Raw genomic sequence first — 12,393 nt, 5'->3', positions numbered from 1 at the left:
GTCAGCCTCCCCCCTCAGATGGACACCTTGTCGAAGCCCCGCCGGTTGGCCTGCCAGTCGAAGAAGACTCGCGCAGCGAACACGCCGGTGAAGATCGAGGTGGCGATACCGATCAACAAGGTGATCGCAAAGCCGCGGATTGGGCCCGAGCCGTACTGCCAGAGCACCAGGCCGGCGATGGCCGTGGTCAGCTGCGAGTCCAAGATGGTGGTGAAGGCGCGGTCGTAGCCGGCCTCGATGGCGGCGCGGGCTGTGTAGCCCTCGCGTAGATACTCGCGGATACGCTCGAAGATGATCACGTTGGCGTCCACTGCCATACCGATGGTCAGCACGATGCCGGCGATGCCCGGCAAGGTCAGCGTGGCCTGGAAGAGCGCCATGGCGGCGAGCACCAGGGTCATGTTCATGACCAGGGCGATCACGGCGATCACGCCGGAGCCGCGGTAGTAGATGGCCATGAACACGATGACCAGGCTCAGGCCGATGAGGAAGGCCTTGAAGCCCTTCTCGACCGACTCGCGGCCGAGATCGGCGCCGACGCGGATCTCGAACTCCTTGTTGAGCCGGGCCGGGAGCGAGCCGCTCTTGAGCACCTTGACCAGGTCGTTGGCCTGCTCGCGGACCGACTCACCGGGCACGGAGCCCAAGGTGATGACCACGTTGCCGCCGGAGATCCGCTCGTTGAACACGGGATCCGAGACGACGATGTCGTCCATGATGATCGCCATCTTGCGGCCGACGTTGTCGCCGCTCATGCGGTCGAAGTCGCGGGCGCCGATCTTGTCGAAGCTGACCTCGACCTGGGGCGTGCCCGTGTCCTGCTTGTAGCCGACGCTGGCGTTGACGATCCGCTCACCGGTGATGTCGGCGCGGCTCTTGATGATGTGCGTGCGCCAGACCTGCGTGGGGTCCTCGCCGCGGCGCAAGGTCATGGGCGTGCGCCCAAAGGCGACCTTGTGGGTGCTGGGCAGGCGCCACTCGGCGGGCAGGCTGTTGAAGAAGCGCTCGAGGGTCTCGCGCTCGAGGGCGTAGTAGGTGAAGGGCTCCTCGATGACCACGCCGCCCTTCTCGGGTCGGCCGTAGTCGGACTCCATGTTGACGGAGATGCCCATGCCCTGGGTGACGAAGCCGGCCTCGAAGAGCGCGCGCAAGTAGGGCTTGCCCGTGTCCTTGAAGGGCGTCTCGTCGTCGACGAGGTGCATCTCGAGCACGGCGGCGCGCTCGATGACCTTGAGCAGGCGGCGGAACTCGCTCGAGCCCTCGAGCACCTGGTCGCGGGCGTACTCGGTCAGCGTGAGGGTCACGCTCTCCGGGTCGGGCGTCGCGCCCGGGTCCTCGGGGACGATCGCGATCTGGGCGCCGAGGCGGTCGTCGATGATCTCGGTGTAGCCGGCCTCGTCGGTGACCAGCTTGCTCTCGCCGAAGACCTCGGAGATCAGCGCGCGGGCGTCCTGGTCGGCGATGCGCACGTCGACGGCGCCCGGGTCCTCGCGGTTCTCGATCGCCGAGGGCTGCACGCCCTTGGCCTCGGACAGGATCGCAAAGAGCTGGCTGGTGGCCTCGTTGGCGGCGGCGCGCAGCTCCGTGGCCGTGTCGCTCACGCCGGGCAGTTCGATGACCACGTAGTTGTTCTTGGGGTAGATGTTGGGCTCGGCCACGCCCATGGCGTTGACCCGGCGCTCGACGGTCTCGATCGCCTGGCCGACGACGGTCTTGCGGTTCTCCGCGATGACCTCTTCGGGCACGCGCAGGCGGATGATGCCCTCCTCGCGCATGCTGCGGTCGTCGTCCTCCTCGACGAGGTAGCCGTAAGACACGGCCATGACGTCCTCGGTCGCGAGGCTCACGTCCTCGGGGCTGGGGAAGACGATGTCGAGGGTGTCGATGCCCTCGCGCCTGACCTCGACGGCGAGGTCCTTCTTCTCTTTGAAGGCGCTCTCGAGCTCTCCGGCGACCTGGTCGAGCTTGTTTTGCAGGGCCTCCTCGACGGCGACCGAGTACTCGAGGTGCAGGCCACCTTGGAGGTCGAGGCCGAGGCGGAACTCGCGGGTGAAGTTGTCCGTGACCCAGCCGGGCAGCTGGTCGTGGAAGTTGCCCACGCGAGCGAAGGAGGGCACCACCGAGAGCACCGCCGCGGCGAGCAGCAGCAGCAAGAGCAGCGCCTTGATCTTGACGAAGCGGCGCATGGCTCAGCCGGCCCTCCTGGACTCCTTGGCGTCCTTGTCCTTGGCGTCCTTGTCCGCGTCCTTGTCGTCCTTGCTCTCTTCCTTGGCCTTGGCCAGGGCGTTCTCCTGGAAGTCCGCGATGTCCTTCTTGAGCACGCGAATCTTGACCTTGTCGGCGATCTCGACGATCGCTATCGCGTCGTCGATGCGGCTGACACGACCGAGGATCCCGCCGTTGATCACGATCTCGTCGCCGCGCTTGAGCTCGGCGAGCCGCTTCTTGCGCTCGTCCTCCTGCTTCTTCATGGGACGCACGACCAGGAAGTAGAAGACCCCGATCATGAGGACGAAGGGCAACACGCTAGTCAGCGGGGAGCCGGCGCCAGGGCCTTCGGCGAGGAGCACTTGAATTTGGGCGAGCATGGGAGAGCCTCGTGAGCGGCGTTGAGTATCACGCCAAGGGGGGCACCATCTGACGAGGGCGCCCCCTTTCCGTGGGATTCAGCGCCTCGAGGGGAAGCGCTGACACGTCGCGGCTAGGTAGCAGCGCGACCGGCTGGGGTCAATCGAGACCGGCCGGGGTCACCGCTAGGAGCCAAACACATGAAATCAATCGATAATTTCGTCTACGAGCGGCCCTTGTGCCAGGGGCCGAGGGCCTGCTCGAGGGCGGCGGCGACGGCTGAAAAGCGCCCCGCTCGGATCGCCTGGCGCTGGGCGGCGACCCACTGATGAAAAAAGTAGAGGTTGTGGATCGTGGCCAGACGCACGTAGAGCGGATCGTTGTGGACGTGGAGGTGGCGCAGGTAGGCGCGACTGAAGCGCCCGCAAGTCGGGCAGGCGCAGTCGGGATCCGGGGGCCGATCGTCCTCGCGGAAGCGCCCATTTCGGATGTTGAAGCGGCCCTCGATGGTCAGCAGCTGGCCGTTGCGGGCGTGGCGCGAGGGGATCACGCAGTCGAACATGTCGACGCCCGCGCGGATCGCAGCCATGAGATCCGCCGGCGTGCCGATGCCCATGACGTAGCGCGGCTTGTCCCGGGGGAGCGTGTGCGCGACGGCGGCCATGGTCGCGTGCATCTGCGGGACCGGCTCGCCGACGCTCAGGCCGCCGAGGGCGAAGCCGTCGAAGTCCAGGGGTGAGAGCGCCTCGACGTGCTCTCGGCGCAGCTCGAGGTCCGTGCCGCCCTGGACGATGGCGAAGCACAGCTGCCAGGGCTGGAGGATCTCCCGGCGCATGTCCGCGGCCTCTCGGGCCCAGCGGGTCGTGCGCTCCATGGCCGCCCGCAGCGTGGCGCGGTCCGAGTCCCCCGGGGGGCACTGGTCGAGGATCATGCAGATGTCCGGGCCGATGGCGGCCTCGGCCTCGAGCACCGAGCGCGGGGTCATGCGCGCTGGCGAGCCGTCGAAGTGCGTGCGGTAGTCCACCCCGCCGTCGTCGATGGTCTGGAGCGAGCGCAGGCTGAACACCTGATAGCCCCCGGAGTCCGTGAGCACCGGGCCGGGCCAGTGCATGAACTCGTGGATCCCACCGAGCGCGCGGATCCGCTCGGGACCTGGGCGATGCGTGAGGTGGTAGGCGTTCGCCAGCACTACCTGCGAGCCCACGGCGCGCAGCTCATCGGGGATCAGGCCCTTGACCGCGCCGTAGGTGCCCACGGGCATGAAGCAGGGCGTCTCGACCGGGCCGTGGGCCGTCCACAGCCGGCCGGCGCGGGCGTGGCTGTCGGGATCTTCGGCGAGGATCTCGAAGTGACCGGGCGGGTGAGCCCAGTCCTGGCCCGCGCGCAGCTCCGCGTAGGTCGAGAGCCCCGCGGCGGGGTCGGGTCGCAGCTCCTCGGTGGATGGTGCGGTCATCGGCCGCCATTGATACCTGCTTCCGGCTCCGAGGGCGACGGTGGAAGCTCGGATCCCTGCGCCGATCCGTCCTTGGCTCGGTGCTCAGATCAGCCGCCGAGGCACGCGCTTGGACAGGCCACAGGTGACCTCGTAGGGGATCAGCCCCGCCCACTCCGCCATCTCGTAGACGTCGATGCGCTCGCGCCCCTGGCTGCCGAGCAGGGTCACGCGCTCGCCCTCGCGGGCGTCCGGCAGGTCGCTGACGTCGACCATGGACAGGTCCATGGTGATGTTGCCGACCACGGGGCAGCGGTGGCCACGGATCAGCATCTGGGCCCGCCCGCTCATGTTGCGCGGGTAGCCGTCGCCGTAGCCCACGGGCACGATGCCCAGGCGCGAGGGTCGATCCAGGGTCTGGCGGTGGCCATAGGAGACCTTGGTCCCGGCCGGGAGCTCGCGGATCCCCAGCAGGCGCGAGTGCACGCCCATGGCCATGCGCAACCCCGCGAGCTCGACCGCCGGGCTCGAGCCCGCGCCGTAGATGGCGATCCCCGGGCGGACCATGTCGAGGTGCGCCTCGGGGAAGCGGACCAGGCCCGCGCTATTGCACACGTGACGGATCTGCGGGTGGATGCGGCGCTCGCCCAGGCGCGCGAGGCAGGCGCGGAAGCGGTCGAGCTGGGCCTCGCTCGTGGCCCGGTCGTCGGGGTCGTCGGCGCAGGCGAAGTGGGTCATCACCCCCTCGACGCGCAGCTCGTCCTCGTAGCGACCGAGGGCGTCCAGGAGCCCGTCGAGGTCCTCGGGCAGCACCCCCAGGCGCGACATCCCCGTGTCGATCTTCAGGTGAATCGGCAGGCGCTCGGCCCCGCTGCGCCGGACCGCCGCGGCCAGCAGCTGAAGGTGCTGCGGCGCCCAGACCACCGGCGTGAGCGCGCCGTGGACGATCACGTCTTCGGATCCCGGCGAGACCCCGCCGAGCACGAGCACCGGCGCCCGCACCCCGTGCTGACGCAGCTCCACGCCCTCTTCGATCAGCGAGACCGCCAGCCCCCAGGCCCCGGCCGCGACGAAGCTGCGCGCGCTGTCCACCGCGCCGTGGCCGTAGCCGTCGGCCTTGACCACCGCCAGCACCCGGCAGCGCTCACCGACGTGGGACTGGACCGCGCGCAGGTTGCTGGCCAGGGCGGCCTGATCCACGCCGGCCCAGGTCGGGCGAACCTCGACGGTCCGCGACTGTCGGCGGTCTTGGTTGCGCCGCTCGGGTCCGCGGTAGGAGGCGCTCGGGCTCACCCGACCCCGATAGCCCAAAAGCTCGCTGTGAGCCATGGCCTCCATCCCGCGACCCCCTCGAACGCAACGACCCCGCGCGGCCGAGCCGGCGGGGTCGTCGTGTTGCTCGTGGCGTCTCGAGAGCGCGACGCGGGACTCAGGCCCCCTGCATCAGGGACTCGCCGAGGATCATCCGGCGACCGCTCGAGCTCAGCAGCCCGCTGCGCGCCATGGAGCTCAAGGTGCGCGAGACGGTCTCGCGGCACGAGCCGACCATGCGCGCGAGCTCGGACTGGGTCGGCACCGGGGCCAGGATCCAGCCCTCGTCGGCCGGGGAGTGCCGGCCCTGGCGCTTGGCCAGGCGGATCAGCGTCCGACGCAGGCGCTCCTCGACGTCGTAGAGCGCCAGCGCGCTGGCCACCGACTCGACCTCGCTGAGCTTCTCGTTCATCAGGCGCATCAGCCGGATCAGCGTGTTGGGGTCGCGGCGGATGTGCGCCGAGAGGACATCGGCCGGGATTCGGGCCACGTCCGTGGGCACCGCCGTGATCGCCGTGCTCGACGCCCCACTGCCCTCGACCGCACAGGCCTCCCCAAAGACCTCGCCCGGCCCGAGGGAGCTCAAGATCAGGTCGCGGCCACCGTCGGCGCCGCGGGTCAGGTTCACGCGGCCACGGAGCACGACATAGAGGCCATCGGGGCTATGCCCCTCGCGGATCAGCACCGTCTGCGCCGGCTTGCGGCTGCGCACGACCGAACGACCGAGCACCTCTATTTCCTCGTTTCGAGCGGCAGTAAACGGCTCGATGCAAGCCAGCATCTCCTCCACGGACAGGCGCTCGAGGGGGATGGACGGTCGTCGGCTCTCCATGGTGGTGACACAGAGCACAGATCATGCCAGCTTCTCCCTGTCCCTCGTTTTGGGCTAAGCGCTTGAAATTACTCGGATGAACAGTGCGACAGACGCGCAGGGCAAGGGGAGATCGGCTGTTGTATGAACACCACAGGTGATGGCGGCCAGCAACTGTGTGCTGTGATGCGCAGCACCATGTGACGACCCATGCGCGTAGCGCTCGGCCCGCATTCTGCATACCCGACTCGCGAGCGGCCTCCGCCCCTCGGGTCGGGACGAGGGGCCGCGCGCATCGCTTTCGAGTACGGTTCGCCCGTGCCGACGATCGTCCTCAACGGTGAGCCCCGCACGACCCGCGACGGCCAGACGGTGGCCGAGCTGCTCGCCGAGCTCGACCTCGACCCGCGGCAGGTCGCCGTGGAGCGCAACCGAGACATCGTCCCTCGAGCCGAGCACGGCAAGACCGTGCTCAGCGAGGGCGACGCGCTCGAGGTCGTCACCTTCGTCGGCGGAGGCTGATCCGTGACCAACGCTCCCATCCCCTCCCCCGCTACCCCCGACCCCTCGACCTGGACCTTGGCCGGGCGAACCCTGCGTTCGCGGCTGATCGTCGGCACCGGCAAGTACGCCGACGCGACCGAGACCAAGGCAGCCCTCGCCGCCAGCGGTGCCGAGATCGTCACCGTGGCCCTGCGCCGCGTCGATCTGAAGGCCAAGGACAACCTCCTGAGCTGGATCGACCGCGATCGCTACACCCTGCTGCCCAACACCGCCGGCTGCTACAGCGCCGACGAGGCCGTGCGGACGCTTCGCCTGGCCCGCGAGCTCGGCATCGCCGACATCGTCAAGCTCGAGGTGATCGGCGACCCCAAGACCCTGCTGCCCGACAACGAGCAGACCCTCGAGGCCGCCAAGACCCTCATCGACGAGGGCTTCACGGTCCTGCCCTACTGCACCGACGACCCGATCGTCTGTCGCAAGCTCCAGGACCTCGGCTGCGCCGCCGTCATGCCTCTGGCCGCGCCGATCGGCAGCGGCCTCGGCATCCGCAACCCCCACAACCTCGCGCTGATCCTCGAGCAGGCCAAGGTCCCCGTGATCGTCGACGCCGGCGTGGGCACGGCCTCCGACGCCGCCGTGGCCATGGAGCTGGGCTGCGACGCGGTGCTCATGAACACGGCCATCGCCGCCGCCAAGCACCCGGTGCAGATGGCCCACGCCATGCGCCTGGGCATCATCGCCGGCCGCCTGGCCTACGAGGCCGGGCGCATGCCCAAGCGCATGCACGCCCACGCCTCGAGCCCGACCATCGGCTTGATCGAGTAGCGCGCGCGTGTTTCGGCTGCTGGCGATCACCCCGCCCTCGAGCGCCGCGGCGCAGATCGATCCTGGGATCGTCGACGCCTGGGCTCGGGGTGCGGCCAGCGACGCCCTGGCGAGCGAGCTCGCCGTGCTCCTGCGCGATCCCGGCGCCGGCCCGCGGGCGCTCCTCGATCCCCGCGGCCGCCTCGCGCCTTTGCGCCACGCCCTGGCTGCACACGGCGTCCCTGCCCTGCTCTCCGTGGACGCCCTCGCCCTGCGCCGAGAGCAGGAGCGCGAGCGGATCCTCGCCGCCGATCCTCCCCTGGCCGGCGTCCAGCTCCGCGGCGACCCCGATCTTCGGCGCATCGAGGACGCCCGCGTGCTCGTCGACCCGCGCTGGTTCGTCGGCCGCTCCTGCCACGGCCTCCCGGCCGCCGACGAGGACGCCCGCACGCGCGCGAGCGACTACGCCTGCGTCGCCCCGATCTTCCCGCCCAACACCGCCCAGCCCGGCGTGGACAAGCACGCCCTCGGCCTCGCTCAGCTGCGCCGCTGGACACGAAGCGGCGCCCGGGTGTTCGCCCTCGGCGGCGTCGACACACAAAACGCCAGCGCCTGCCTCGACGCCGGCGCCTTCGGCGTGGCGGGAATCAGCCTCTTCTTTGGTTCGATCGCCAACGCCGAGGACAATGTCGCGGCCCTGCGCCCGCTGCTGCTCCAAGCGCCAGCCGGCCCCGGCCAAGACCATGTTCGGCCGCCGCGACGATGACTACGAAGACGAGCGACGCCCCCGCGGGCGCCAGCGCAGCTGGTCCACGCGCATCGCCGCCGCCGTGCTCCTCGGCGGCGTCGGGCTGATCTTCACCCGCGCGACCCTGGCCACCTTGCTGCAGATCCACGGCGACGGCATGGCCCCCACCATCCTCGACGGCGAGTCCGTGATGATGGTCCGCGGCGGCTGGGGCATCGAGGCCGGGGACATCGTCGTCTACGACCCCACGCCCACGCCCCTCGCCTTCGAGCCGCCCGACGAGCCGCAGCTGGCCGACGACCCCCTCGACGGCCCCAGCGGCCCCAGCGAGGGCGAGCGGATCATCGATCCCGATCGCCTCGCCGAGGGCGAGCTGCGCAACACCGCCGTGGTCGACGTCGACGACGTCGAGAGCAACTGGCAGCGCGTGCGCGAACGTGGCCAGCGCGACGCCCCCCGCAACTTCCGCGTCGGCCGCGTGCTCGCCGTGCCCGGCGACACCGTGACCTTCAACGTCCCCGACGCCAGCTTGGGCCTCGCCGTCAACGGCCGCCCCCTCGCCCAGAAGCTGATCGACCCCATGCGGCTGATCCTCGCTGGCCAGCCGGTCCTGGGCGAAGACCAGCGCGAGGTCGACACCCCCAAGCTGCGCACCGCCGCCTGGGAGACCCTCGGCGACGCCCGCTACCCCGTGCTCCCCAGCTCCGTGCCCCCGACCTGGACGGGCATGGCCCTGCCCGGCGACCTCGGGCCGATCGAGCTCCAGGCCGAGGGCTATTTGATCCTCGCCGACAACCGGGACGAGGGCGCCTGCTGTGACAGCCGCGAGCTCGGCTGGGTGCCCGCGGACAAGCTGCGCGGCGAGGTCGTGCTGCGCCTCGCGGGCGACCCCGGGGCGGCGCCGGACAGCGACCCGCGCTCGCGCGGCCTGGCCTGGCTGCCCTGAGCTGCCTGGCCGCGAGCGCGTGAATCTGCGAGTGTTTCGAGGTGTCCGCGCCTCGCTCGCAGCTGCCCGCGCTCGTGCTCGCCCTCGCCGCCTGCACCCATGATCCTGGTCATGGCGCAGAGGGAAACGACGACGCTCGAGACAGCAGCGACGAGGCCGTGATGACCTTCGGCGCCAGCGACGAGTCGTCAGCGGGCACCCCGGAGGACGGGGAGTCGGGGACCGACGACTCGCCCGCTGACACCGACGCGGAGTCGGCCGACACCGACTCGACCGATACCGACTCGACCGATACCGACTCTGCCGACACCGGTCAGCCCTGCACCGAGACCACCCCCGGCCCGCCCACGGACGAGTCCTACGCCTTCGAACTCGGCGGCCAGCTGGCGTGGTCCCACGACGCCGGCTCGCCCGCGGGGTGGTTTCACACCTACGACGCCCTCGACCTCGGCCTGCCCGGCCCCGAGACCCCCGTGAGCGCCCCCCACAAGGTCCACCTGCTGCTCCCCCGGGACTACGACGCCTGCGGCCCCGGCTACCCCGTGGTCTACATGAACGACGGCAGCTCGAGCTTTTGGCAGGGCGGCTCGGCCAACAAGACCTGGGACGTGCCCGGCGCCCTGAGCTCGCTCTACGCCGAGGGCCTGCTCGACGCCGTGATCGTCGTAGCCGTCGAGCCCAACGACCGCGACTACGAGTACTCGCACACGCCCTGGACCGGCGACCTCGACCCCGAGACCTGCTGCGCCGTCGAGGACTACGCCGACTACCTGGCCGACGACCTGCGCGCCTTCGTGGACGCCCACTACAACACCCTCGGCGACCCCGAGCACACGGCCATCGTCGGCTCTTCGCGCGGGGGCCTGGGGGCGTTCTTCGTCGCCAACGACCGCCCCGATGTCTTTGGCCACGCGGGCTGCATGTCGTCTTCGTTTTGGCTCGGCCTCGACCCGGTGTTTGGTGGGGACTTCGAGGGCGGCGCGCTGGCGGACTCGCTGTTGGTGGCGCTGCTCGGGGAGACCCTCGCGGATCCCGACGTGCGACCGCAGCTGTGGATCGACTGGGGGCTGATCCGAACGGGCGGCTTTCACAACGAGGTGATCGAGGAGGCCGCGACGACGCGGGGGATCGAGATGGTCGGGCTGCTCGAGCAGGAGTATGGGTATGCGCTCGGGGAGGCGCTCTTTGGGTTCGAGGATCCCGAGGGGGAGCACGACGAGGACAGCTGGGGGCGGCGCTTTCCGGATGTGATGCTCGCGTTTTTCGAGTGAGCTTGGTGGTGTCGGTTTTGGGGGTGATCTGATCCCGTCGGGATCGGCCATGCGTGGGCCAGGCTGCCGTGGTCGGGTGGATCGGGTGGCGTAGAGTCCTGTCGATGAAGGATGAACGAGCGTCTCGTGGAGAACGCCTCGAAGAAAAGATCGAGCGTAGCCTCGCGCAGCTACGAGCTGGGCGTGGCGTCTCGACGAAACGGAGAGGGCCAAGCGATTGGTCCGCGAGCGCCCGGGCGCGTGGCCGGAGGTCGATCCCAGAGTGCGGCGGTTCGTGTTCCGTCGGTTCCCGTTCGCGCTGATCTATGTCGTGAAGCCCGACGAAGCGCTGCCTGCGGGGGCGCACGGAAGATGAACAAAATCGTGTACTTGGCCGCGCAGGGCCTCGCAGGTGGGAGAAGTCGAGTTGGTCGTGTCTGGCGCCGGTTGGCTCAGATCGGGGTCAAACGGCAGGTTCGCGGCAGGATAGCGGCAGGGATCGGCGGCGCCGTTGCGTGGGCGCGAGAGCAGGGGCTACGCTGTCGGAGTGGGAGTCCGCGCCACAGTCCGAAACGGTCGCCTGGTCGTCGACCAGGAGATCAAGCTGCCTGAGGGGACTGAGCTCGAGCTCGTGATCGACGACGAGGGCGACGACCTCGACGAGCGCGAGCTCGCGGCCCTGAACGCGGCGATCTCTCGCAGCCTGGACCAGGCCGCCCGCGGCGAGGTCAACCCGGCTGAGAAGATCCTCGCGCGTCTTCGTGAGCGTCGCCGGTGAGCAAGCCAGTCATCACGACACCCGACGCGGACTTGCAGATCCTGGAGCTGGACGCCTGGTGGCGTGCACACCGGGACAAGGCGCCCGACCTGTTCGAAATCGAGCTCGCTCAGGCGATCGAGCTGATCGGGTCTGCGCCCGGGGCCGGCAAGCGCCACGCACACCCGAGGGATCCGGTGCGGCGCGTGATGCTACGCCGCACTCGGAACCACGTGTACTACGTCGAGTACGGGGACCATGTGCTCGTGGTCGCGGTCTGGGGCTCCGTGAAGGGGGGTGGGCCGGATCTCACGGGGCTGTGAACCAACCAGGCTTTCAGTAGCGGGGGCGCCGGCGCTTGGGCTTGACCTCCACCTGCACTTCGAGCCGGTCATCTGCTGGTTCGATCTCGCCCTCTCCTACACTAAATTCTTTGAGGCTCGCTGTCTCACCCTTGTTGGCACAGGGGTAACGACTACCAGGATGTCGCTTGCGGTCTGGTTCGGTTAGAGTCGGGCGATGTCAACCACAACGAAAATCCTCCCAGACAGAACAGCTGACGCCGAAAACCTCGTGCGTCTCCTCCAGTCCGTGTCCGATGCAGACAAGATTGTGAAGTTTGTACAAACCGCCGAGGGTACTAAATGGGAAGCTGGTCTTGAGCATCTCCGTTCGAAACGCAACGCCCTGCATGAGAAGGTTGTTACTTTCGTTGAGAATTGCGTGCGGGAGATGGTTGAGTCCGACGACTACACGTACGGGGCAAAGGTAGCTCATAACGTGGCCCCCACGCTTGTGGCGAAGTTGTGGCCGAATGGCCCGACTGTTCCTCCGCCCAACCCCGCGGCTCTCGCCGACTGGCTCCGTACATTTGCTTCTGCCAGTGGTCTCCGCTCCATCTAGGCCAGCGTGACGCTTGTGCTCGCGTGTCCCGACTGGCGCATCACTGCAGCGAGATCGAGGTTTCGGCAAGATGCCAGCAGAGTAGTTGAACGAAAACGGCCGCCAGGACTACCTGGCGGCCGTTTACGAGAGCCCAGAACAGGACTTGAACCTGCGACCTGCGGTTTACGAAACCGCTGCTCTACCAACTGAGCTATCTGGGCGTGTTGCGCGCTGCGCTGTGGTGTTCGGGGCGCTGTTTGTAGTGCCCCCGGACCCCAGGGTCAACCACTCCCGAGCAGAGCCCCCGCAGGCCTCCAAAACCCCCAAGAACACGCCTCAGCCAGCAACCGCGCCCCTCACGCTCCCCCTCTCCCCTG

At 69.1% G+C, this 12,393-nt stretch carries 13 protein-coding genes and 1 tRNA gene; 8 read left to right on the top strand and 6 right to left on the bottom strand.

Annotated features, from left to right (window positions below; all coding sequences use genetic code 11):
* Positions 1–14: 14 nt before the first annotated feature.
* The 5 genes from secD to G6O69_RS26750 form a co-directional block, all read right to left on the bottom strand.
* The gene (gene secD / locus G6O69_RS26770; protein ID WP_172306342.1) at positions 15–2,186 is read right to left on the bottom strand and encodes a protein translocase subunit SecD; all 2,172 of its coding nucleotides are present in this window, start codon (positions 2,184–2,186) and stop codon (positions 15–17) included.
* A gap of 3 nt (positions 2,187–2,189) precedes the next feature.
* Positions 2,190–2,588 carry a preprotein translocase subunit YajC gene (gene yajC, locus G6O69_RS26765; protein ID WP_172306341.1) on the bottom strand — a complete coding sequence of 133 codons (399 nt, stop codon included), beginning with the start codon at positions 2,586–2,588 and terminating at the stop codon, positions 2,190–2,192.
* A gap of 203 nt (positions 2,589–2,791) precedes the next feature.
* Positions 2,792–4,021, bottom strand: a complete 1,230-nt coding sequence (gene tgt / locus G6O69_RS26760) for a tRNA guanosine(34) transglycosylase Tgt (protein WP_172306340.1) — start codon at positions 4,019–4,021, stop codon at positions 2,792–2,794.
* Positions 4,022–4,105: 84 nt separating this feature from the next.
* Positions 4,106–5,293: an alanine racemase gene (alr, locus tag G6O69_RS26755; protein WP_172306339.1), complete on the bottom strand. Its 1,188-nt coding sequence runs from the start codon at positions 5,291–5,293 to the stop codon at positions 4,106–4,108.
* A gap of 136 nt (positions 5,294–5,429) precedes the next feature.
* Positions 5,430–6,143 (bottom strand): Crp/Fnr family transcriptional regulator, encoded by a 714-nt coding sequence (locus tag G6O69_RS26750; protein ID WP_172306338.1) that lies wholly within the window; start codon positions 6,141–6,143, stop codon positions 5,430–5,432.
* A 297-nt stretch (positions 6,144–6,440) separates the two neighbouring features.
* On the opposite strand from G6O69_RS26750, the gene thiS reads away from it, so the two are divergent.
* The 8 genes from thiS to G6O69_RS26710 all read left to right on the top strand — a co-directional run bounded on the left by thiS (position 6,441) and on the right by G6O69_RS26710 (position 12,034).
* Positions 6,441–6,644, top strand: a complete 204-nt coding sequence (gene thiS / locus G6O69_RS26745) for a sulfur carrier protein ThiS (protein ID WP_346017085.1) — start codon at positions 6,441–6,443, stop codon at positions 6,642–6,644.
* Between the two features lie 57 nt (positions 6,645–6,701).
* Positions 6,702–7,451: a thiazole synthase gene (locus G6O69_RS26740; protein ID WP_172308335.1), complete on the top strand. Its 750-nt coding sequence runs from the start codon at positions 6,702–6,704 to the stop codon at positions 7,449–7,451.
* A 7-nt stretch (positions 7,452–7,458) separates the two neighbouring features.
* On the top strand, positions 7,459–8,196 hold the full coding sequence (locus G6O69_RS26735) for a thiamine phosphate synthase (protein WP_172306336.1): 738 nt from the start codon (positions 7,459–7,461) through the stop codon (positions 8,194–8,196).
* On the top strand, positions 8,117–9,124 hold the full coding sequence (locus G6O69_RS26730; RefSeq protein WP_176397103.1) for a S26 family signal peptidase: 1,008 nt from the start codon (positions 8,117–8,119) through the stop codon (positions 9,122–9,124). The genes G6O69_RS26735 and G6O69_RS26730 overlap by 80 nt, the downstream gene beginning before the upstream one ends.
* Positions 9,125–9,165: 41 nt before the next feature.
* Positions 9,166–10,395 (top strand): alpha/beta hydrolase-fold protein, encoded by a 1,230-nt coding sequence (locus G6O69_RS26725; protein WP_172306334.1) that lies wholly within the window; start codon positions 9,166–9,168, stop codon positions 10,393–10,395.
* Positions 10,396–10,921: 526 nt separating this feature from the next.
* A complete protein-coding gene (locus G6O69_RS26720) occupies positions 10,922–11,152 on the top strand; it encodes a hypothetical protein (protein ID WP_172306333.1) in 231 nt (76 codons plus the stop codon).
* Positions 11,149–11,454 carry a hypothetical protein gene (locus tag G6O69_RS26715; RefSeq protein WP_172306332.1) on the top strand — a complete coding sequence of 102 codons (306 nt, stop codon included), beginning with the start codon at positions 11,149–11,151 and terminating at the stop codon, positions 11,452–11,454. Before G6O69_RS26720 ends, G6O69_RS26715 begins: the two co-directional genes overlap by 4 nt.
* A gap of 196 nt (positions 11,455–11,650) precedes the next feature.
* Complete coding sequence (locus tag G6O69_RS26710) at positions 11,651–12,034, top strand: hypothetical protein (protein WP_172306331.1); 384 nt, start codon at positions 11,651–11,653, stop codon at positions 12,032–12,034.
* A gap of 130 nt (positions 12,035–12,164) precedes the next feature.
* Here G6O69_RS26710 and G6O69_RS26705 read toward each other — a convergent pair.
* Positions 12,165–12,237, bottom strand: a tRNA-Thr gene (locus G6O69_RS26705).
* Between the last annotated feature and the right edge of the window lie 156 nt (positions 12,238–12,393).

Source organism: Pseudenhygromyxa sp. WMMC2535, from assembly GCF_011083025.2.
The sequence above is the reverse complement of the archived record's forward strand: the minus strand, read 5'-3'. Positions and strand labels throughout refer to the sequence as shown.